Source organism: Colwellia piezophila ATCC BAA-637, from assembly GCF_000378625.1.
Classification (GTDB): Bacteria; Pseudomonadota; Gammaproteobacteria; order Enterobacterales; family Alteromonadaceae; genus Colwellia; species Colwellia piezophila.
On sequence record NZ_KB905161.1, the window covers coordinates 496835 to 517669 of the forward strand.

A 20835-nucleotide genomic window follows, 5' to 3' on the forward strand; every position below is an offset into this window, starting at 1 on the left:
TAACCCCTGCGCGATTAAAATCCCGCCTACGAATACAAATACCCATCCCCGTAGGCGGGAACTTGTTCGCGCATCACTTGGGGATGACAACTGCTGTTATGTGCATATTAGATGAAATGAGAAAGATTCGTCATTCCCGAGTTCACTTGTCGGGAATCTAGCAATGTTCGCTGTAGGAGGGTGTTTACGCCCGAACAGGGTTTGATGCCCGATGGGATGTTCGGCGGTTTTCGAATTGTTCGTGGCTAAAGCCGACTCCTACAGGTGTTTACGCCCGGTTTTTGTAGGAGGGTGTTTACGCCCGAACGTTTACTTAAGAGCCCTGATAAGCTGCTTCAAATGTTTTCACTGAAAAACCATTGAGTAATTGATCACCTACTTTTAAAACAGGTACGCCACGCAACCGGGTAAGCGCGAACTCTTTTTGCCCTTGAGCTGTTTTAACATTACATAATCTAAAAGTAATACCTTGCTGCTCAAGATAACGTTTAGCTGTTTGGCAGTGTGGACATTTATCACTGCTATATAGTACGACTCTTTTCATTTATTGCGCCTTTGTTTGCTTAGATATTTTAACTATGTTCGCTTTAGCTCAGTTCTGTTTAGCGTTTAGCGTTTAGCTCACGATTTTCTTTGCTATTTAAACACAGCGGGAAAATGTAATAGGCAATATTATCTCACCCCAAGACAAGCTTTTACAGCTAAGATTTTTACCTATTATTTATCAGTGAAGATTTCCAACGACTATTTCTCCGCTAATACTCCCTGCTAACTACTTCCCTGCTAATACTTCCTAATTCTGCTTTTGCACAAATAGCACACCACATAGCTACCAAGCCAAGTCCAAGTAAAAGAAGACTCAAAAAGCATAAACACTCAGGTTAGGCTAAAGTTGTTATAAAGTTTGATGTATATCAAGTTAGTAACGCTATTCAAAGTCAACGATTAACAACTTGATTTAAATCAAACTATGATTGGCGTTGCGGTGCAAAAATATCTACATCAGCTACCCATAACAATGATTACCTTTACTAGATTTACGACATTACCTGTTTTACCTGTACTACTGAACCTGTACTAGTGAATAAGAGGTTAGCTTTCCGTTTTAAAAACATCACACCAGGAAATTATGATGAAAACAGCAATAAACAAATTTACCTTATCGCTAATTAGCGCCGCAATTTTAGTTGCCCCTGCTACCTATGCCAATGAAACAGAGCATGGTGAAAGCATTAGTAAGGCATTAAGTGAAAGCACGGTTAAAGTAGATTTACGCGCGAGATATGAAGGCGTAGATCAAGATGGTATAGATAAAGACGCTTCAGCCTTAACGTTGAGAAGTCGTATAACAATCAATACTGGCAGTTATAGTAACTTCTCACTTGGATTAGAAGTCGATAAGGTTGACGCTTTAGTTGATGACTACAACAGCAAAACTAACGGCCAAGGTCAATACCCTGTCATTGCCGATCCACAAGGCACTGATGTAAATCAAGGTTATATCAAGTATGCAAACGATGGTTTTAGTGCTGTTGTTGGTCGCCAGCGTATTTTACATAACAATCAACGTTTTGTCGGTGGTGTTGGCTGGCGTCAAAATGAGCAAACCTATGATGGTATTCGTGCCCAATATCAAGTCGAAGCATTTTCAGTAGATTATAGCTACATTCACAACATTAATGATATTACCGCCAACAACGTTAAAGGTGACTTTCACCTAGTAAACGCTAATTACAACATTAACAAAGCTCATAAGATTTCCGCTTTTGCCTATCTTTTAGATTATGATGCTATTGAGCAATATAAAAACTCTAGCAATACACTTGGCGCTTTATATAACGGTAAGTTTGGTCAATTCATAGTAAACGCCAGCTTAGCAAGCCAAACTGATGTAGGTGGTAATGTAAAAAGCTATTCTGCTATGTATATCAATGCAGAAGCCGGTTATAACTTTGGCCCAGTCACGGTAATAGGTGGTTATGAATTACTTGGTAGTGATAATGGTGTTGGTTTTAATACACCACTAGCAACTAAACATGCGTTTAACGGTTGGGCTGATAAATTCTTAGGTACTCCGGGTGAAGGTCTACAAGATATTTACTTAACCGCTAAGGGTAAAGTGTCTGGCGTTAAGTGGGCCGCAACTTACCATGACTTCTCATCCGATGTAGAAAACATTGATTTTGGTAGTGAGCTTAACTTAGTGGCTAGTTATCAAATAAATAAAAACTACGGCGTATTAGTGAAAGCTGCTAACTACGGTGCTGGTGATGCAGATCAAAAGCCAACTGATACTAATAAAGTATGGGTTCAGCTAACCGCTAAGTTCTAGTCATGAAATTCTAAGCATTACTGTTCTGTGCATATTAGATCAAATGCGAAAGATTCGTCACTTCCGTAGGCGGGAATTTATTCGCGCTTGTGCCTTATGCCAGGGGTAGCACTTATTAGCAAATCAGCGGCTGCGCCTCAACCAACTACCAGTAACCTTTTTATGCGCAAGTACAGCAAACCTATGAACCGTCACTTCCGTAGGCGGGAATTTATTCGCGCTTGTGCCTTATGCCATGGATGCTACTTATTAGATAATGCAGACGGTACAGGACGTACCTTATGAAGATAATGCAGGAGCAATTATCTTGACGCATGTTATCTTGACGCACATTCTCCTGAATCTAGCAATGTTCGCGGCTAAAGCCAGCTCCTACAAGGGGAACGTGTTCGAATTGTAGGAGGGTGTTTACGCCCGAACGTTTGCCTCTGGTGACTAAAAGCATTAGAATAGCCGCGAAATTTATCCCTTCTGCTAAGCGACACCTTTTTGTTATTAATGATCGACAATTATGACTCATTTACTTTTAATTTAGTGCACTACTTCCAAGCACTAGGTCAAGAGGTGGTTGTCTATAGAAATAATGAAATTAGCCTTGAAGAAATAGCACAGTTAAAACCGCAATATATTGTCATATCGCCTGGACCTTGTGATCCAGACGCTGCGGGAATTTCTTTAGCGGTGGTAGCACAATTTTCTGGCAAGGTACCTTTGTTAGGTGTTTGTTTAGGTCATCAATGTATTGCCCAACACTTTGGTGCTAACGTTGAAAAAGCCAAACAGGTGATGCATGGTAAAACCTCTAAAATACGTCACAATCAGCAAGGCTTATTTACTGGTTTAAATCAGCCATTGCGAGTGACGCGTTATCACTCCTTAATTGTAAATAAGCATTCATTACCTAGTGAACTTACCGTTACGGCATGGAGCCAAGATGAACAAGGTAACGATGATGAGATTATGGCACTAGAGCATAAAACATTAGCGATAAGCAGCGTACAATTTCATCCTGAATCAGTGCTCACTGAACAAGGGCACGATTTATTAGAAAATTTTATCAAGAAATATAAAAATTATCCGATAAGCTATTAAACCTGAGAGAATGTTCGCTGTAGGAGGGTGTTTACGCCCGAACAAAGAATGTTCGCTGTAGGAGGGTGTTTACGCCCGAACAGAGAATGTTCGCTGTAGGAGGGTGTTTACGCCCGAACAGACAATGTTCGCTGTAGGAAGGTGTTTACGCCCGAACAGAGAATGTTCGCTGTAGGAGGGTGTTTACGCCCGAACAGACAATGTTCGCTGTAGGAGAGTGTTTACGCCCGAATGTTTGCTCCAGGAGAATCTGCGTCTTATCGGGAATCTCGCAATGTTCGCGGCTAAAGCCGGCTCCTACAAGGGGCAACGTGTTCGAATTGTAGGAGGGTGTTTACGCCCGAACGTTTGCTAGCGATAATTTATTTGGTTTTATGCTATATTTCAAATGATTAGTCTAGCTATTAAACCGAGTTCAGGTTAATGGCATAAGTTTTATCAAATAAAAGCAGATAAAGTGATACTTTACTGAGTTAAAACGATAAACTTAATTTTTTTCCCCTCACTTTATCTTTAGATAAGCAATAAAATATCTATGCTACTTTTTGAAAACAATCCTGCCGTCGCCGCTATCTACCAACGCGCAACTAGCCAATTTATCAGTAAAGATTTTGCCGAAAAGCAAAGTGGCAAGATCCCGTTGGTTAATCATCAAGGTAGTGAGCAAGAAAATCGTCGCCGTGAATTGTTATCTGTGGAAGTTGAAGCACAACAAGAAAAAATTATTGCCGAACATGGTGAAGAGCATTTTCGTAAGTTAACCGAACGGAACTTCTTTAGCCGCATGCGCACCAAAATCAATAGAGATTTTGATAATAAAGAACACCTATACCACCATATACTAGGCATTGAAGACGCCTGCCCTGCCATTTTAGATATTTTATCTGCCCGTGCCGCTTCGGTTAATCAAATCAAAAATTTGGCAGCATCATTATCTTGGTTGACCACGGATTTAATAAGCCTGGTCAATAAACCGCAATACCGTAAGCGTGCCGATGTGCAAGTAACGGATGCTAAACTGGCCTTAAGTTACATTGGTTTAGACAATTTAAAATTGGTTATGCCCACCTTTACCCTCAAACATTGGTTACCAACCAGTACCGCGCCTTATGGTCTGATGAAAAGGAAACTCTGGAATAATAGTTTATCTATTGCCTTAGCTTCTTCTGTGTTAGCCAAAGAGCAGGGCTTAGATGAATTCACCGCTTTCACTACCGGTATGCTGTCAAATATAGGCAAGCTAGCGGTGACGCGCTGTTATTTAACTACCTTTAGCGAAATGCATAAGAAAGAATTACGTAAATCGTTTGAAAGTAAGGATAAGCGTTTACATAATGTCTTATCAAGAATATCCGCCAGTGAAGAAATACTGCTTGAACAACTGACGATGCGCAGCGCAGAGTTATCTGCAGATTTAATTGAAAAGATGGCGTTTAGACGCTTAGCTATCACCGAGCCAATTTTTGATTTAGCCTATGCTGAACGACTGGATAAAATGCACCCTATTGCGCAAGTGGTTGCCAAAGCTAAAGCGTTTGTCGCCTTTCGCGCGTTAGCAAAAGGCGCGTTAATCAACGGTGACGAAAGTAAAATACTACTGAGCTCGGTCAATTTAACACCGGCTGAAATAACCCTATTGAAAAAGAGCGATATTGATCACATTAAGCTCAACTTCAGCTAAATCTCCACAGTTTGGCGCTAATTTGCCACTCTATTCCACTTTTGAGCTGTTTTTTTTCTGATTAATTATTAAAAGATGACCTTAAGGGTTGTTCCGCAAGCAAACGTATAGTCCCTCACGTCCCCCCGATTAAAGCAAAAAAAATCCTCTTTATAAATATTCACCTTTTATGAATAAAATTAGCTAAGCCTTTGCTTTGCATGGGCTGTAGCCAAGCACAGCAAGACAAACTGACTATTTCCTGTCATACTACCGCTCTATTTTTAACGCGCTGTCCTTATTTTTCACTAAATTTAGATATTCATTAAGCAATATTTAAATAATGCAGTAAGCTGTTAAAAACATTACCTACTTATAATTGAGGATTTTTAAATGTCAGATCATTTTTCGGTTGAACGCGGTTTATTTGATGATGTAATGGTACCAAACTATGCCCCTTCAGCGGTTATTCCTGTTCGTGGTAAAGGCTCTCGAGTGTGGGATCAACAAGGTAATGAATACATTGATTTTGCTGGTGGCATTGCCGTTAGTTCTTTAGGTCACTGTCACCCTGCATTAGTAGGTGCTTTAAAAGAGCAAGGCGAGAAGCTTTGGCATTTATCAAATGTTCAAACCAACGAACCGGCATTACGTTTAGCAAAGAAATTAGTAGATAGCACTTTTGCTGAAAAAGTTTACTTTTGTAACTCAGGTGCAGAAGCAAACGAAGCGGCGCTTAAATTAGCACGTCGTTGGGCATTAGAAGTTCACAGTGTTGAAAAATCACAAATCATCGCTTTTAAACAAGGTTTCCATGGCCGTACTTTCTTTACCGTAACGGTAGGTGGTCAAGCTGCTTATTCTGACGGTTTTGGTCCTAAACCTGGTGATATCGACCATGCTGAATACAATAACTTAGATAGCTTAAAAGCACTTATCTCTGATAAAACTTGTGCGGTAATGATTGAGCCATTACAAGGTGAAGGCGGTATTATTTCACCAACTGATGAATTTATTAAAGGTGTGCGCGCTTTATGTGATCAGCACAATGCTTTATTAATTTTTGATGAAGTTCAAACAGGTGTTGGCCGTTTAGGTCACTTATACGCCTACATGGATTTAGGTGTTACGCCTGATATCTTAACTACTGCTAAAGGTTTAGGTGGCGGTTTCCCTATCGGCGCTATGCTTACTACGACAGAAATTGCTAAGCACCTTAAATTAGGCTCTCATGGAAGTACCTATGGCGGTAACCCATTAGCTTGTGCTGTTGCTGAAGCAGTATTAGATACGGTAAACACTAAAGAAGTTTTCGATGGTATCAAAGCTAAAGCTAAACTTTATGTTGATGGCTTAAACGCAATTAATGCTAAATATGACGTTTTCTCTGAAATTCGTGGTAAAGGCTTGTTAATTGGTGCGGTATTGAATGATAAATACCAAGGTCAAGCAAAAGCATTTTTAAACGCTTCGATGACTGAAGGTTTGATGGTATTAATTGCTGGCGCAAATATCGTACGCTTTGCACCTTCACTTGTTATTTCTGATGAAGACATTACCCTTGGCTTAGCACGCTTTGAAAAAGCTATCGCTAGCCTGGTCTAACTTAATTTAGACTAGCCTAGTCAATGCTAATAGTAATACCCCTTGGACTCATTCATTGTAAAACATAGTCCGATTGGTATTCGCTGCTCAAGGTGTAATACTTGAGCAGCAAACTTCTCCCCTTCTTCGAGAGCAATTATGATCATTGTACGTCCTATTAAAAAAAGTGACTTGAAAGCCCTATACCAAATTGCAGTTGATTCTGGTCATGGTTTTACTTCGCTACCTGTGAATGAGCAGTTACTTCAACAACGTATCAACAGAGCAGAAGAGTCTTTTGATAAAGACGTTAGCCAACCTGGCAACGAAGGCTATCTTTTTGTTATGGAAGATACCGAAACGGGTGAAGTTGTTGGTACCAGTGGTATTGAAGCCGCAGTAGGTTTAGACGATGCTTTTTACCATTATCACCTAGGTAAAGTTGTCCATAGCTCACGCGAACTTAACATTTACAATACTGTTGAAACCTTATCTTTGTGTAATGACTACACCGGTGCTAGCGAAATTTGTACGCTGTTTTTAAGCGATAGTCATCGTAAAAATAATAACGGCCGCTTTTTATCACGTTTCCGTTTTCTTTTTATTGCCGAACACAAAGAGCGCTTCTCTGACACTATCATTGCCGAAATGCGCGGTATTTCAGATGAAAACGGCAGCTCACCATTTTGGCAGTGGCTTGAAGAGCACTTTTTCTCAATGGACTTCCCTACTGCCGATTACTTAACCGGTATTGGTAAAAAAGTTTTTATCGCTGAATTAATGCCTAAATATCCTATTTACGTGAATTTGCTCAGCAAAGAAGCGCAAGCAGTGATTGATAAAGTACATCCTAAAACAGTGCCAGCACTGCGCTTATTAGAAGCAGAAGGTTTTGCTCGACGTGGTTATGTTGATATTTTTGACGGCGGTCCAACGGTTGAATCTCACGTTAACAATATTCGTACGGTAAACCACAGTAAACGTTGCCAAGTAATCATTGGCGATGTGCAATCAACGGATAATTACATTATTTGTAATAGTAAAGTTGCCGACTTTAGAGCCACTCAAGCACCATTGTCTTTACGCGATACCGCCAATCAAGTAGTGATTAGCCAGGTAGTTGCTGATGTCTTAATGGTTAATGAAGGTGATTGGGTTCGCTTGGTAGCAAACTAAATACACCTAGTTAATAGCTAGTTAATGCCGAGTTAATACCTAGCGCTTATTCAGCAAACATTCTCAGCAAAAATTACTTCACGGTTTAGCGTGGCTATCATTAACCAATGAAGCCACTGATCAAATTATTAATGGTGACAGCGACACTCTCTGTCACCACTATCAATGAGAAGGAAATACCATGTCTCACACAAATCCAGTTCAATTTATTAATGGTCAATGGCAAGCAGGCTTAGGTCATGATGTTAGTTCATCTAACCCGGCGCGTAATGAAGTTATTTGGCAAGGTAAAACAGCCAGTGCCGAGCAAGTAAACGATGCGGTATTAAGTGCTCGTAAAGCCTTTGAAAGTTGGGCAAATATTAGTTTAGAAAAACGTGTCGCTGTGATCACTAAATTTGCTGAGTTATTAGCTGAAAACAAAGATGCGCTAGCAACAACCATTGCTTTAGAAACAGGCAAGCCAAAGTGGGAAACTACCGGTGAAGCGGGTGCTATGGTCGCTAAAATAGCGATTTCACTTAAAGCTTACAATGAGCGTACAGGTACAGTTGAAAACCCTATGCCTGGTGCTAAAGCCTTTATCCGTCACAAGCCACATGGTGTTGTTGCTATTTTTGGTCCTTATAACTTCCCAGGTCATTTACCCAATGGCCATATAGTGCCAGCACTAATTGCCGGTAATACTATTGTCTTTAAGCCAAGTGAATTAACGCCGCGTGTTGCAGAAGAAATGTTAAAACTTTGGGAAAAAGCGGGTTTACCTAACGGTGTTATTAATCTAGTTCAAGGCGAAGTTGAAACAGGTAAAGCACTTGCCAGCCATAAACTTATTGATGGTTTGTTCTTCACAGGTAGCTCGACTACGGGTCATTTATTACATGAACAATTTGCCGGTCAACCTGGTAAAATTCTTGCGCTAGAAATGGGTGGCAATAACCCACTTGTTGTTAAAGGTGTCGACGATATCGATGCGGCAGTACATGACATTGTTCAGTCTGCTTTCGTAACAACTGGTCAACGTTGTACTTGTGCACGTCGTTTATTCATTGAAGCTAATGAACAAGGTGATGCAATTTTAGCCCGTCTTATCGAAGTAACTAAGAACTTAACGATTGGTTACTATGACGATGAAGAGCAACCATTTATGGGCTCTATGATCTCTGAAAAAGCTGCTTTAAGCTTAGTTGCTGCCCAAGACAAATTACTAGCCTTAGGTGCAACCTCAATTGTTGAGCTTAAGCACTTAGAAGCGGGTACGGGTTTTGTTTCACCAGGCATTATCGATGTAAGTGACATTATTGCTGATATCCCAGATGAAGAATACTTTGGCCCATTAGTGAAAGTTTATCGTTACACTGACTTTGATCAAGCCATTGATGAAGCCAACAACACCGGTTTTGGTTTATCCGCTGGTTTATTGTCTGACAGTGAAGAATCTTACAACCACTTCTTTACTCGCATTCGTGCTGGTATCGTTAACTGGAACAAGCCTATTACTGGCGCTAGCAGCGCAGCACCTTTTGGTGGTATTGGCGCAAGTGGTAACCACAGAGCCAGTGCATTTTATGCTGCTGATTATTGTGCCTACCCTATCGCTTCCGTTGAAGCTGAGAAAGTAAGCTTACCTGCAACATTATCTCCAGGTATGAAATTCTAAATGCAAAACAACAATACTCTAACTTCACCAACACTCACGGATATTAGTGCTGATAGCTTTGTCCAAGCTTATAACCTGTTTGTGCAACAAGGTGACTTCATCTCGTTAACGCGTCAGTTTGAACAAGGTTTAGCTCAAACTGGCAGGGAGAATAACCTCAACTTTAATGTAAAAGGCGCTAAGGTGAGTTTACTTGATAGTGGTGTCTTGTTAGTTGAGCCACAAAGCTCAGCTACGTCAGATAAGCCAAGTAAGAGTATTGTTATTTCATCGGGCATTCATGGTAATGAAACTGCCCCGATTGAAATTGTTCAACAAATTGTTGGCGATATCATTGCGCAAAAGATTACCTTAAAGCACCGTACACTGTTCATTATGGGTAATCCTGTGGCGATGAATATTGCCAAACGTTTTCAAACAGAAAACTTAAACCGGTTATTTTGTGGCAAGCATCAAGATATAGCCGCTTGTTTTGAAAAAGATCGTGCTGAAAAACTAGAGCGCTATGTGAGTGCTTTCTTTAATGCTGGCACTGAAAATGGTGAAGTAACTAACTATCACTATGATTTACATACCGCTATTCGCAACTCTAAATATGAAAAGTTTGCTATTTACCCTTTCCAAAACGGTAAACCGTGGGATAAAGAGCAATTAAGCTTTATGGCAAGTTGTGGTGTGAACACCATTTTATTTGGTCATGGTCCTAGCGGCACCTTTTCTTACTATAGTAGCGCGAATTTCTCGGCGCACGCCTTTACCATCGAGTTAGGTAAAGTAAGACCGTTTGGTGAAAATGATATGGCTAACTTTTCGGCCATGACTGAGCAGTTAACCGCTTTGGTCACAGACCGAGAGTTATCGCTGAAAACTTTTGCTAATGCTGATTTTAATTTATTTACTGCGCTGGGTGATATCACTAAAGTCAGTGAAAACTTTAAATTATATATTGATGATTCAGCCAGTAACTTTACCGATTACCCGGTTGATACCTTGTTATCAACGGATACCGGTCAAGAGTACCGAACTACGCAGCCTGGTGAGAGCATTGTTTTCCCTAATGCTAATGTCGGTAATGGTCAACGCGCGGTCTTGATGGTAGTGCCAACTACCTTGTCATAACAAGTTATTTATATACCCAAACAACCTCAAGATGCAGGATTCAGTTGGAATTAGAAACGTCTTTAGTCAAGGCATTCATTGAAGAGCATGGTTATTCCATTATCGAAATCAATAACGATGGATAAAGCGTTTCTAAACCAGCCCTACGGGGACGGATGAGCAAATCATATTCATCGTTGCGTATGAAATTAAGGGAATAACCATTAATAAAATACGCGCCTTGATTATGAATCGCTCAGCCGTCCTGAAACGAGCATCTTGAAGTAGCTTGGGTATAAATTACCAAATTTAAAAGCCTTATTTATAAGGCTTTTTTTATGGCTTTTGTTTTAGCTATGTTTCTAAATAATACCGCTATTGATTCATACTGGCTTTAACCGCTAAAATAGCACTATACTCAAACACAAGCACTCGCATCTGCAAAGGTAAGAAAATTAATTATGGTTACAGACACTGACGGTTATATTCAAATCATAGAGTACCTTACCGAGCATCTCAGTTTATTTGAAAACTCAACGCCACCAAAGCATGCCAAGGAAACCGTGATATCGGCCATTGAGGTTGAGCTTTGTGGGCAAATAATAATGGTTTGTAGTCAAAATAAAGACCTCACTTTTAATCAACGTAATGCCATCATTCGTGAAGTTGATGCCATCGTTTATGATCTTGAAGAAATTCTTTCTGGTGTGCTCAACAACCCTGTTAATGCCGAACAACTCGCCTTCATCAAAGAATTTGCTAGTTTAATTAAAAACCTCTTCGATACCGTTATTCATAACGATTAACGCTAACCAATTATCGCGCTACTCCCTTAGCGCTGTTCGCCAAACTAGATCCAGTTAACCCGTTATTACACATTACAACTGGTGGTAGTGCGGTAACTTAGATAGAATCCCTGTATATTATTTATAATCATTAATTAAGAATAGAGTTAACAATGAAAGCACAAGTAAAATGGTTAGGCGAAGAGTTATTTATGGGTACTTCAGAGAGTGGTCATACCTTAGTTTTAGATGCTAATGGCGGCAACTTAGCACCAAGCCCTATGGAAGCAGTGCTTATTTCTCTTGGCGGTTGTTCATCGGTAGATGTCGTTAGCATCTTACAAAAAGCGAGACAAAATATTGTTGGCTGTCGTGTAGAGCTTGTTGGTAATCGCGTTGATAGCGTTCCGGCCTTATTTGACAAGATTCATCTTCACTTTGTAATCACCGGTACTGATATTTCGCCTAAACATGTTGAGCGTGCGGTAAGTTTGTCGGCCGACAAATATTGCTCAGTGGCATTAATGCTTAATGGTAAAGTGGCTATCACTCACGATTTTGAAATTGTCGCGGCTGATTAACTGTTCTTTATGCAAACTGACAATAAAATCCCCCTGTATGGCTTTAATAACTTAACCAAGAGTTTAAGTTTCTCCTTGTATAGGGTGCATTACCTCACTTCAGAGCAAGCGGTTGCCGACTATCATGCTTATATCAACAAGACGTATAGTAGTAACCACCTTGAACAGTTACTGACTAAAATTTGTCATGCTATTGGCGGTAATGTGTTAAATATAGCGAGCCAAGAGTACACGCCGCAAGGAGCGAGTGTTACCTTGATGATGTCAGAAGAAGCAAAACCTGAATCTTTAGTGGCTCATCTAGACAAAAGTCATTTGTGTATTCACACCTATCCTGAAGAAACCCCACAACAAAACATTGCCATTTTTAGAGCCGATATAGAATTATCGACCTGTGGCATCATTTCTCCATTAAAAGTGCTTGATTACGTTATTGAAGCGTTCTCAGCAGATGTTATTGATATAGATTACCGTGTTAGAGGCATGACTCGCGATCAACGGGGTAAAAAATGTTTTAGCGATCATGATATTACTCGGATCAGTGAGCATTTATCTCAAGAGACCCTTCAGACATACCAAATTAAAGACAGTGTCATGGCTAACAATCATTTGTTTCATTGTAAGTTAGCTAGGCGATCTATTGATTTAGCCAAGCATATTTTCAATTATCAGCCACAACAACTAACCTTGTTGCATGAAGAGCAGCTAAATAAACGACTCAGATCAGAACTAGCCGATTTGTTTATCGGCAACCATCGCCACGAATGAAGCTATAAATAGCGCGTTTTTCCCTGGGCCTTCAGATTTCCTTCTTTTAAAGTAAAAAGCCCTTAGACAGGTTATATGCTCCATGCATAACCTAAGTGACCTACATCCATGTAGGCCTCGCTTTGCGCTACTATTCGCGGCTAAAGCCGGCTCCTACAGGGGCTGGGATGTTCCTTTGTAGGAGGGTGTTTACGCCCGAAGGTTTGCAATGGATCTTCGAACAAGACGGTGTTTATACTTTTGTGCTTTGCTATTTGGTGACATCTTTCGACTAAAGATCACTCATCCAATCAAGTTGCTTATTGGCTTGGGTTTTACGGGTAATCAAATCACTGATCAATGGCGTAAGAATTAATTCCATGGCCAAGCCCATCTTGCCACCAGGAACGACAAGCGTGTTTATTCTTGACATAAAAGAACCATCAATCATACGTAGGTAATATTGAAAATCTACATTCTTCATTTCCCGAAAACGTATAACGACAAAGCTTTCATCTAGGCTAGGGATTGCTTTAGCGCTAAAGGGATTAGAAGTGTCAACCGTTGGCACGCGCTGAAAGTTGATATGCGTACGTGAAAACTGTGGGGTAATGAAAGATATATAATCTTCCATACTGCGTACGATACTAGCGGTGACGGCTTCTCGAGAGTGGCCGCGTTTATTGGTATCGCGAATGATTTTTTGAATCCACTCGAGGTTAACAATAGGGACCATGCCAATGAGTAGGTCGACATGTTTAGCGACATCATTCTCTTTAGTGACCACACCGCCATGTAATCCCTCGTAATACAATAGATCGGTGCCTTCACCAAAATCTTTCCACGGGGTAAAAGTACCTGGCATTTGATTGAATGGCACCGCCTCATCAAAGGTATGCAAATAACGCCTAGTTTGTCCCTTTCCTGTTTCACCGTAGGTACGAAACAATTTTTCTAAAGCACCAAAGTCATTGGCAAGATCACCAAAGTAACTGATGTTCGTACGCGCTTCTTTGGCCTTTCGCTTTTCCATATCCATCTCTTGACGAGAAAAACGGTGGAAGCTATCACCCTCAACATTAATTGAGCTAATACCAAGCGTTCGAAAGATATGTTCAAAAGATGCTGTTGTAGTTGACGTGCCAGCCCCTGATGAACCGGTAACAGCAATAATTGGATTTCGTGACGACATAAAAGCTCTAAGTGTTAACTAAGGTACAATAGTTATTTTATACGGTGAATCGTAGGTAAGGTCAAGTAAATGTTCGGGCGTAAACACCCTCCTACAGTGTGTGCCTGTAGGAGCCGGCTTTAGCCGCGACCATTGCGAGTAAACGTTCGGGCGTAAACACCCTCCTACAATGTATGCCTGTAGGAGCCGGCTTTAGCCGCGAACATTGCGAGTGCCTGTTCGGGCGTAAACACCCTCCTACAGTGTGTGCCTGTAGGAGCCGGCTTTAGCCGCGAACATTGCTGGCAATTTTTAGAATATTACTAAATTTTAGGCAATAAAAAACCGAGCCTAAGCTCGGTTTTTTAATTAAAGTATAAACTTTCGTTTAAGCTTCAGCTGATTCTTCAACTACTTCAGGAGCATCTTCTACTACTGGGCGGTCTACTAATTCAATGTAAGCCATAGGCGCTTTATCACCAGTACGGAAACCACATTTTAAAATGCGAGTGTAACCACCTGGACGTTCTTGGTAACGAGCACCAAGTTCGTTGAATAAAATACCTACTACTTCTTTATCTTGTGTACGAGCAAATACCAAACGGCGATTTGCAACGCTGTCGGTTTTAGCCATTGTAATTAATGGCTCTACTACCATACGTAGTTCTTTAGCTTTAGCGACGGTAGTTTTAATAATACCGTGCTTAACTAAAGAGCTTGCCATATTGCGGAACATCGCTTTACGATGACTGCTATTACGGTTTAACTGGCGACCGCTTTGACGATGACGCATAAGTTAATCCTTCTCTCAAACTATTAATAAAAAAACGATGATCGAACTAGTCGTTGTCAACAATGCTTTCAGGTGGCCAGTTTTCTAGGCGCATACCTAGAGACAAACCACGCGACGCTAATACGTCTTTGATTTCAGTTAGAGACTTCTTACCTAAATTAGGCGTTTTAAGAAGCTCAACTTCAGCACGTTGTACTAAATCACCAATATATTGAATTGCTTCTGCTTTTAAACAGTTAGCTGAACGAACAGTTAATTCTAGATCATCAACAGGACGAAGCAAAATTGGGTCGAATAATGGTTTTTCTTCCACTTGTTCAACTTCTTTAATATCACGAAGCTCTACAAACGCATCTAGCTGTTCAGCTAAAATAGTTGAAGCGCGACGGATAGCTTCTTCCGGATCCAATGTACCATTGGTTTCCATGTCTAAAACTAATTTGTCTAAATCTGTACGTTGTTCAACACGCGCAGACTCAACATCATAAGCAATTCTGACTACAGGGCTGAATGAGGCATCTACCAACAAACGACCAATAGCGCGATCTTCTTCCTCGGCATCGCGTCGAACTGAAGCAGGCACGTAACCGCGACCCATTTCAATTTTAATGCGCATGCTGATAGAACCTTCACCTGTTAGGGTGCAGATAACATGATCGGGATTTTTAATTTCTACATCGCCATCATGCTGAATATCAGCTGCCGTTACAGGGCCTTCACCAGACTTCGTTAACGTTAGAACGGCTTCATCTTTGCCTTCTAAAATTACCGCTAGCCCTTTAAGGTTTAACAATATTTCGATGATGTCCTCTTGAACACCTTCTTTACTACTGTACTCATGTAAAACACCATCAATCTCTACTTCAGTTACGGCACAACCCGGCATTGAAGATAAAAGAATGCGGCGTAACGCATTACCTAAAGTGTGACCAAAACCACGTTCTAGTGGCTCTAAAGTTACTTTAGCGCGACGAGGGTTGATATGTTCGATACCAACCATGCGTGGTCTAAGGAATTCGGTTACAGAACCCTGCATATATGTCCTCTCTTAAAGTGCAACTTTACTATTTAGAATAAAGTTCAACAATCAACTGTTCATTAATTTCGGCAGATAAGTCAGCACGATCAGGAACGCGTTTGAACACGCCTTCAAGCTTCTTAGTATCTACTTCAACCCAAAGTGGCTTCTCACGTTGATCAGCTAATTCTAAAGCAGCGATAATACGCGCTTGAGTTTTAGACTTCTCACGAACAGAAACAGTATCTTCAGCTTTAACAGTGAAAGATGGAATATTAACTACTCCGCCGTTTACCACGATAGCCTTATGGCTAACTAATTGACGGGCTTCAGCACGAGTGCTGGCATAACCCATACGGTAAACTACGTTATCAAGGCGAGTTTCAAGAAGTTGTAACAAGTTTTCACCTGTATTTCCTTTTTGACGTGCCGCTTCTTTGTAGTAATTACTGAATTGTTTTTCAAGTACGCCATAAATACGACGAACTTTTTGTTTTTCACGAAGTTGAACACCGTAATCTGATAAACGACCGCGACGGGCGCCATGTTGACCTGGTATTGTTTCGATTTTACATTTAGTGTCAATTGCTCTAACACCACTTTTAAGGAACAAATCTGTTCCTTCGCGGCGACAAAGTTTTAACTTAGGACCTAAATATCTAGCCATTTTCTTTCTCCAACTATCCTAAAAAGTGCAATTAAACGCGACGTTTCTTAGGAGGACGACAACCATTATGAGGAATAGGTGTAACGTCAGTAATGTTGGTGATTTTAAAACCAGCAGCATTTAGGGCACGGATAGCAGATTCACGACCTGGACCTGGACCTTTAACGAACACTTCAATATTCTTCAAGCCAAACTCTTTTGCAGCCGCGCCAGCGCGGTCAGCAGCTACTTGCGCAGCAAAAGGGGTAGATTTACGTGAACCACGGAAACCTGAACCACCTGCAGTCGCCCAAGATAAAGCATTACCTTGACGATCTGTAAGAGTCACGATTGTGTTGTTGAAAGAAGCATGGATATGAGCCATGCCATCAGCAACTTGTTTTTTTACGCGTTTACGCGAACGAACTGGTGTTTTAGCCATTGTCTAGTTCCTCTTACTTCTTAATTGGCTTACGAGGACCTTTACGGGTACGCGCATTTGTTTTAGTGCGTTGACCACGTAGAGGAAGACTGCGACGGTGACGTATGCCACGGTAACAACCTAAATCCATAAGACGTTTAATGTTCATTGAAACTTCACGGCGCAAATCACCTTCTACGGTAAATTTGTCCACTTCGGCGCGAAGCAAATCAATTTTTGCCTCGTCTAATTCACTGATCTTCGTTGATTCAGCGATACCAGTAGCTGCACAAATTGCTTTCGCACGTGTAGCTCCGATACCGTAAATCGCAGTAATGGCGATTACTGCATGCTTACGATCAGGGATGTTAATGCCAGCGATACGGGCCACTAATCACATCTCCTATTAATTATTAAAATTACTTTGGTTGGAAAGCCCGTTAGGATACCCAACCATTCTCTTTTTCTGCAAATCGAAACGGCATTATACAGAATTATCTGCATAATGCCACTTCTAAAAGATTTTGATTAAAAACTAATCTTAACCTTGTCTTTGTTTGTGCTTTGGTTCAGTACAAAGAACGCGAATTACGCCTTTGCGTTTTACCACTTTACAATTACGACAAATCTTTTTTACGGATGCACGTACTTTCATTTTATACTCCGTTAACTAAATCAGCTCGGTCTAACGACCGTAACCTTTTAAGTTTGCTTTCTTAAGTACATTGTCATATTGATGAGACATCATATGAGTTTGTACTTGTGCCATAAAGTCCATAATCACAACTACGATAATCAATAATGATGTACCGCCGAAGTAGAACTGTACGTCCCACGCCATGATCATAAACTGTGGAACCAAACAGACAAAGGTAATATACGCCGCACCACAAAGGGTTAAACGTGTCATGACTTTATCAATATATTTGGATGTTTGTTCACCCGGACGAATCCCTGGAATGAATGCACCTGACTTTTTCAAGTTATCTGCTGTTTCACGCGGATTGAAAACAAGAGCCGTGTAAAAGAAACAGAAAAATATAATTGCTGCCGCTAACATCATCACATACAAAGGTTGTCCTGGAGACATAGCTCCTGAAACACCTTGTAGGAAATCAGCTACGGGGCCGTCACCTTGACCAAACCAGCTCGCAAGCGTGCCTGGAAACAAGATTAAACTTGAGGCAAAGATTGGCGGTATAACACCCGCCATATTCACTTTCAGCGGTAAATGTGTGCTTTGCGCGGCAAAAACCTTTCGGCCTTGTTGGCGTTTAGCGTAGTTAACAACAATACGTCGCTGACCACGTTCCACAAATACTACTAAGAAAGTTACTGCAAATACCACAACGCCTATAAGCAATAATACTAATAAGTGTATTTCACCTTGACGCGCCATCTCAGCTGTTTGACCAACTGCAGACGGCATGCCAGCAACAATACCAGCGAAAATAATAATCGAAATACCATTACCGATACCACGTTCAGTAATTTGCTCACCTAACCACATTAAAAACATGGTACCAGTAACCAAACTAACAACTGCAGTGAAATAGAAACTAAAGCCAGCATTAATTACTAGGCCTTGCATCATATCCGGTAAACTTCTGGAAATCGCTATCGCTTGAACTGTTGCTAGAACTAAAGTGCCGTAGCGTGTGTATTGACTGATTTTACGTCGTCCAGCTTCACCTTCTTTTTTCAATTCTGCCATTGCCGGGTGCATAACCGTAAGCAATTGCATAATAATAGAAGCTGAAATGTACGGCATAATACCAAGTGCCAATACTGAGGCTCGCTCAAGTGCACCACCGGAGAACATGTTAAACATCTCTACAATGGTGCCCTTTTGTTGTTCAAAGAACTGAGCTAATACAGCGGCGTCAATACCAGGGATTGGCACAAAAGACCCTAAACGTAGCACAACTAAGGCGACGAATACGAACCATAATCTTTGTTTCAGCTCAGACAAACCGCCTGCGCCTTTACTTCCCTTTTGAGAAGCCATTCCTGGTGTAGCCATTGTGTATTATTCCTCTATTTTGCCACCAGCAGCTTCAATAGCTGCTTGTGCGCCTTTAGTTACTGCAATGCCACGTAATGTAATCGGACGAGTAATTTCGCCAGATAACATAACTTTAATAGCTACGATATTACGTGTGATTAAACCAGCGTCTTTAAGAGCGTGAATGTCAACAACATCGCCTTTAACTAGGTTTAATTCATGTAAACGTATTTCAGCGCGAACTAAAGATTTACGTGAAGTAAAACCAAATTTAGGTAAACGTTGTTTCAATGGCATTTGACCACCTTCAAAACCCGGACGAACACTACCGCCAGAACGAGACTTCTGACCTTTGTGACCACGACCACCAGTTTTACCGATGCCTGAACCAATACCACGACCACAACGCTTTCTAGCTTTGTGAGATCCCGGTGCAGGGGATAAAGTATTTAAATGCATAATTAATCCTCCACCTTAACCATATAGTAAACCTTGTTGATCATACCACGTACAGATGGAGTATCTTCTAACTCAACTGTATGATTGATACGACGTAGACCAAGGCCTTTTAATGTAGCTCTATGTTTCGGTAAACGACCGATAGAACTTTTTATTTGAGTTACTTTAACTGTTTTAGTCATGCTCAATTACCCCAAAATTTCTTTAACGCTTTTGCCACGTTTAGCTGCCATATCTTTTGGTGAATGCATATTCACTAAAGCTGAAACAGTAGCGCGAACTACGTTAATTGGGTTAGTAGAACCGTATGCTTTTGACAATACGTTCTGAACGCCTGCAACTTCAAGTACTGCACGCATCGCGCCACCGGCGATGATACCTGTACCGTCAGAGGCTGGTTTCATGAAAACTTTAGAGCCTGAATGCTTACCAGTAATAACATGTTGAAGAGTAGTACCCTTCAAGTCAATTGTTACTATGTTACGGTGTGCTTTTTCCATTGCTTTTTGGATTGCAGCAGGCACTTCACGTGCTTTACCGTAACCAAAACCAACACGACCATTACCGTCACCAACAACTGTTAGTGCAGTAAAGCTGAAAATACGACCACCTTTAACCACTTTTGAAACGCGGTTAACTGCGATTAGCTTTTCAGCCATATCACTTTGTTGTGAGTTTTCTTGCTTATGATTAGCCATTACCAACTCCTAGAATTGAAGACCAGCTTCGCGAGCTGCTTCTGCTAACGCTTTTACGCGACCATGGTAAAGGAAACCAGAGCGATCAAAAGCTATCTTAGAGATACCTTTTGCTACAGCACGTTCAGCTATTGCTTTACCTACTGCAGTTGCTGCTGCAACATTACCTGTTTTTTCAATTTGAGCTGCAATTTCTTTATCTAAAGTAGACGCAGATGCGATTACTTCAGAACCAGTTGGTGCAATCAATTGAGCATAAATGTGACGAGGAGTACGGAATACAACTAAACGATTCGCACCCAACTCGCTAATTTTTGCACGAGCGCGTTTAGCGCGGCGCAAACGAGATGTTCTCTTATCCATAGTATTACCCTACTTCTTCTTAGCTTCTTTACGACGAACGTTTTCATCAGCGTAACGAACACCTTTGCCTTTATAAGGCTCAGGTTTACGGTATGCACGAATATTCGCAGCGGTTTGGCCAACTAAATGCTTATCACAACCTTTCAGTATGATTTCAGTTTGGCTAGGAGTTTCACAAGTAATTCCTTCAGGAATTGTATGTTTGATTGGGTGTGAGAAACCTAAAGATAAATCTAATGATTTACCAGCAGCTTTGGCACGGTAACCAACACCTTGTAAAACTAATTTCTTTTCAAAACCTTTACTAACACCTTCAACCATATTATTGATTAAAGCGCGTGAAGTACCGGCTTGAGCCCAAGCTTGCTTGTTATCAGATGCGATTGTAACTTTGATTACATTTTCTTCTTGAGAAATTGCAACAAACTTATGAATCGTACGTGATAATTCACCTACTGGACCTTTAACTGTAATGTCTTGACCTGATAACGTAATGGTAACGCCAGCAGGGACAACGACAGGTGCTTTTGCAACACGAGACATATT

Annotated in this window: 24 protein-coding genes; 10 read left to right on the forward strand and 14 right to left on the reverse strand. The window is 40.9% G+C overall.

Translation table 11 applies throughout. From position 1 onward, the window contains the following. Positions 1–313: 313 nt before the first annotated feature. Entirely contained in the window at positions 314–544 is a 231-nt protein-coding gene (locus F580_RS0105470) for a glutaredoxin family protein (RefSeq protein WP_019026689.1), read from the reverse strand. A 588-nt stretch (positions 545–1132) separates the two neighbouring features. Here F580_RS0105470 and F580_RS0105475 point away from each other — a divergent pair. The 10 genes from F580_RS0105475 to speD all read left to right on the forward strand — a co-directional run bounded on the left by F580_RS0105475 (position 1133) and on the right by speD (position 12736). After that, positions 1133–2332, forward strand: a complete 1200-nt coding sequence (locus F580_RS0105475; protein WP_019026690.1) for an alginate export family protein — start codon at positions 1133–1135, stop codon at positions 2330–2332. A 489-nt stretch (positions 2333–2821) separates the two neighbouring features. Beyond that, a complete protein-coding gene (locus F580_RS0105480; protein ID WP_026301267.1) occupies positions 2822–3424 on the forward strand; it encodes an anthranilate synthase component II in 603 nt (200 codons plus the stop codon). Between the two features lie 535 nt (positions 3425–3959). Continuing rightward, positions 3960–5105: an HDOD domain-containing protein gene (locus F580_RS0105485; protein WP_019026692.1), complete on the forward strand. Its 1146-nt coding sequence runs from the start codon at positions 3960–3962 to the stop codon at positions 5103–5105. Positions 5106–5477: 372 nt separating this feature from the next. After that, the gene (locus F580_RS0105490) at positions 5478–6689 is read left to right on the forward strand and encodes an aspartate aminotransferase family protein (protein ID WP_019026693.1); all 1212 of its coding nucleotides are present in this window, start codon (positions 5478–5480) and stop codon (positions 6687–6689) included. A 138-nt stretch (positions 6690–6827) separates the two neighbouring features. Further along, the gene (gene astA / locus F580_RS0105500; protein ID WP_019026695.1) at positions 6828–7844 is read left to right on the forward strand and encodes an arginine N-succinyltransferase; all 1017 of its coding nucleotides are present in this window, start codon (positions 6828–6830) and stop codon (positions 7842–7844) included. Positions 7845–8025: 181 nt separating this feature from the next. Next, positions 8026–9504, forward strand: a complete 1479-nt coding sequence (astD, locus tag F580_RS0105505; protein WP_019026696.1) for a succinylglutamate-semialdehyde dehydrogenase — start codon at positions 8026–8028, stop codon at positions 9502–9504. After that, entirely contained in the window at positions 9505–10623 is a 1119-nt protein-coding gene (gene astE / locus F580_RS0105510) for a succinylglutamate desuccinylase (RefSeq protein WP_019026697.1), read from the forward strand. A gap of 440 nt (positions 10624–11063) precedes the next feature. Further along, a complete protein-coding gene (locus F580_RS0105515; protein ID WP_019026698.1) occupies positions 11064–11408 on the forward strand; it encodes a DUF3802 family protein in 345 nt (114 codons plus the stop codon). 152 nt (positions 11409–11560) lie between these two features. Then, complete coding sequence (locus F580_RS0105520; protein ID WP_019026699.1) at positions 11561–11968, forward strand: OsmC family protein; 408 nt, start codon at positions 11561–11563, stop codon at positions 11966–11968. 9 nt (positions 11969–11977) lie between these two features. Beyond that, complete coding sequence (gene speD / locus F580_RS0105525; protein WP_019026700.1) at positions 11978–12736, forward strand: adenosylmethionine decarboxylase; 759 nt, start codon at positions 11978–11980, stop codon at positions 12734–12736. Between the two features lie 271 nt (positions 12737–13007). On the opposite strand, the gene F580_RS0105530 is transcribed toward speD, so the two are convergent. The 13 genes from F580_RS0105530 to rplF form a co-directional block, all read right to left on the reverse strand. Then, on the reverse strand, positions 13008–13907 hold the full coding sequence (locus tag F580_RS0105530) for a phosphoribulokinase (protein WP_019026701.1): 900 nt from the start codon (positions 13905–13907) through the stop codon (positions 13008–13010). Between the two features lie 367 nt (positions 13908–14274). Further along, complete coding sequence (gene rplQ / locus F580_RS0105535) at positions 14275–14679, reverse strand: 50S ribosomal protein L17 (protein WP_019026702.1); 405 nt, start codon at positions 14677–14679, stop codon at positions 14275–14277. Between the two features lie 46 nt (positions 14680–14725). After that, positions 14726–15715, reverse strand: coding sequence for a DNA-directed RNA polymerase subunit alpha (locus F580_RS0105540; RefSeq protein WP_019026703.1), 990 nt, complete (start codon positions 15713–15715; stop codon positions 14726–14728). Between the two features lie 28 nt (positions 15716–15743). Further along, a complete protein-coding gene (gene rpsD / locus F580_RS0105545; protein WP_019026704.1) occupies positions 15744–16364 on the reverse strand; it encodes a 30S ribosomal protein S4 in 621 nt (206 codons plus the stop codon). A 31-nt stretch (positions 16365–16395) separates the two neighbouring features. Then, positions 16396–16785, reverse strand: coding sequence for a 30S ribosomal protein S11 (gene rpsK, locus F580_RS0105550; protein WP_019026705.1), 390 nt, complete (start codon positions 16783–16785; stop codon positions 16396–16398). A 13-nt stretch (positions 16786–16798) separates the two neighbouring features. Next, entirely contained in the window at positions 16799–17155 is a 357-nt protein-coding gene (rpsM, locus tag F580_RS0105555; protein ID WP_011041473.1) for a 30S ribosomal protein S13, read from the reverse strand. 150 nt (positions 17156–17305) lie between these two features. Beyond that, entirely contained in the window at positions 17306–17419 is a 114-nt protein-coding gene (gene rpmJ, locus F580_RS25900) for a 50S ribosomal protein L36 (protein ID WP_083926946.1), read from the reverse strand. 30 nt (positions 17420–17449) lie between these two features. After that, on the reverse strand, positions 17450–18787 hold the full coding sequence (gene secY / locus F580_RS0105560; RefSeq protein WP_019026706.1) for a preprotein translocase subunit SecY: 1338 nt from the start codon (positions 18785–18787) through the stop codon (positions 17450–17452). A 6-nt stretch (positions 18788–18793) separates the two neighbouring features. After that, entirely contained in the window at positions 18794–19228 is a 435-nt protein-coding gene (gene rplO / locus F580_RS0105565; RefSeq protein WP_019026707.1) for a 50S ribosomal protein L15, read from the reverse strand. 2 nt (positions 19229–19230) lie between these two features. Further along, positions 19231–19410, reverse strand: a complete 180-nt coding sequence (gene rpmD / locus F580_RS0105570; protein WP_019026708.1) for a 50S ribosomal protein L30 — start codon at positions 19408–19410, stop codon at positions 19231–19233. 6 nt (positions 19411–19416) lie between these two features. Beyond that, complete coding sequence (rpsE, locus tag F580_RS0105575; protein ID WP_019026709.1) at positions 19417–19926, reverse strand: 30S ribosomal protein S5; 510 nt, start codon at positions 19924–19926, stop codon at positions 19417–19419. A 9-nt stretch (positions 19927–19935) separates the two neighbouring features. Then, positions 19936–20289 (reverse strand): 50S ribosomal protein L18, encoded by a 354-nt coding sequence (gene rplR, locus F580_RS0105580; protein WP_019026710.1) that lies wholly within the window; start codon positions 20287–20289, stop codon positions 19936–19938. 9 nt (positions 20290–20298) lie between these two features. Next, positions 20299–20832: a 50S ribosomal protein L6 gene (gene rplF / locus F580_RS0105585; RefSeq protein ID WP_019026711.1), complete on the reverse strand. Its 534-nt coding sequence runs from the start codon at positions 20830–20832 to the stop codon at positions 20299–20301. Positions 20833–20835 lie beyond the last annotated feature (3 nt).

What these genes read in the sequence shown, in the direction of transcription:
- F580_RS0105470 (WP_019026689.1), bottom strand. Translation starts at nt 544, where the DNA reads ATGAAAAGAGTCGTACTATATAGCAGTGATAAATGTCCACACTGCCAA.
- F580_RS0105475 (WP_019026690.1), top strand. Translation starts at nt 1,133, where the DNA reads ATGAAAACAGCAATAAACAAATTTACCTTATCGCTAATTAGCGCCGCA.
- F580_RS0105485 (WP_019026692.1), top strand. Translation starts at nt 3,960, where the DNA reads ATGCTACTTTTTGAAAACAATCCTGCCGTCGCCGCTATCTACCAACGC.
- F580_RS0105490 (WP_019026693.1), top strand. Translation starts at nt 5,478, where the DNA reads ATGTCAGATCATTTTTCGGTTGAACGCGGTTTATTTGATGATGTAATG.
- astA (WP_019026695.1), top strand. Translation starts at nt 6,828, where the DNA reads ATGATCATTGTACGTCCTATTAAAAAAAGTGACTTGAAAGCCCTATAC.
- astD (WP_019026696.1), top strand. Translation starts at nt 8,026, where the DNA reads ATGTCTCACACAAATCCAGTTCAATTTATTAATGGTCAATGGCAAGCA.
- astE (WP_019026697.1), top strand. Translation starts at nt 9,505, where the DNA reads ATGCAAAACAACAATACTCTAACTTCACCAACACTCACGGATATTAGT.
- F580_RS0105515 (WP_019026698.1), top strand. Translation starts at nt 11,064, where the DNA reads ATGGTTACAGACACTGACGGTTATATTCAAATCATAGAGTACCTTACC.
- F580_RS0105520 (WP_019026699.1), top strand. Translation starts at nt 11,561, where the DNA reads ATGAAAGCACAAGTAAAATGGTTAGGCGAAGAGTTATTTATGGGTACT.
- speD (WP_019026700.1), top strand. Translation starts at nt 11,978, where the DNA reads ATGCAAACTGACAATAAAATCCCCCTGTATGGCTTTAATAACTTAACC.
- F580_RS0105530 (WP_019026701.1), bottom strand. Translation starts at nt 13,907, where the DNA reads ATGTCGTCACGAAATCCAATTATTGCTGTTACCGGTTCATCAGGGGCT.
- rplQ (WP_019026702.1), bottom strand. Translation starts at nt 14,679, where the DNA reads ATGCGTCATCGTCAAAGCGGTCGCCAGTTAAACCGTAATAGCAGTCAT.
- F580_RS0105540 (WP_019026703.1), bottom strand. Translation starts at nt 15,715, where the DNA reads ATGCAGGGTTCTGTAACCGAATTCCTTAGACCACGCATGGTTGGTATC.
- rpsD (WP_019026704.1), bottom strand. Translation starts at nt 16,364, where the DNA reads ATGGCTAGATATTTAGGTCCTAAGTTAAAACTTTGTCGCCGCGAAGGA.
- rpsK (WP_019026705.1), bottom strand. Translation starts at nt 16,785, where the DNA reads ATGGCTAAAACACCAGTTCGTTCGCGTAAACGCGTAAAAAAACAAGTT.
- rpmJ (WP_083926946.1), bottom strand. Translation starts at nt 17,419, where the DNA reads ATGAAAGTACGTGCATCCGTAAAAAAGATTTGTCGTAATTGTAAAGTG.
- secY (WP_019026706.1), bottom strand. Translation starts at nt 18,787, where the DNA reads ATGGCTACACCAGGAATGGCTTCTCAAAAGGGAAGTAAAGGCGCAGGC.
- rplO (WP_019026707.1), bottom strand. Translation starts at nt 19,228, where the DNA reads ATGCATTTAAATACTTTATCCCCTGCACCGGGATCTCACAAAGCTAGA.
- rpmD (WP_019026708.1), bottom strand. Translation starts at nt 19,410, where the DNA reads ATGACTAAAACAGTTAAAGTAACTCAAATAAAAAGTTCTATCGGTCGT.
- rpsE (WP_019026709.1), bottom strand. Translation starts at nt 19,926, where the DNA reads ATGGCTAATCATAAGCAAGAAAACTCACAACAAAGTGATATGGCTGAA.
- rplR (WP_019026710.1), bottom strand. Translation starts at nt 20,289, where the DNA reads ATGGATAAGAGAACATCTCGTTTGCGCCGCGCTAAACGCGCTCGTGCA.
- rplF (WP_019026711.1), bottom strand. Translation starts at nt 20,832, where the DNA reads ATGTCTCGTGTTGCAAAAGCACCTGTCGTTGTCCCTGCTGGCGTTACC.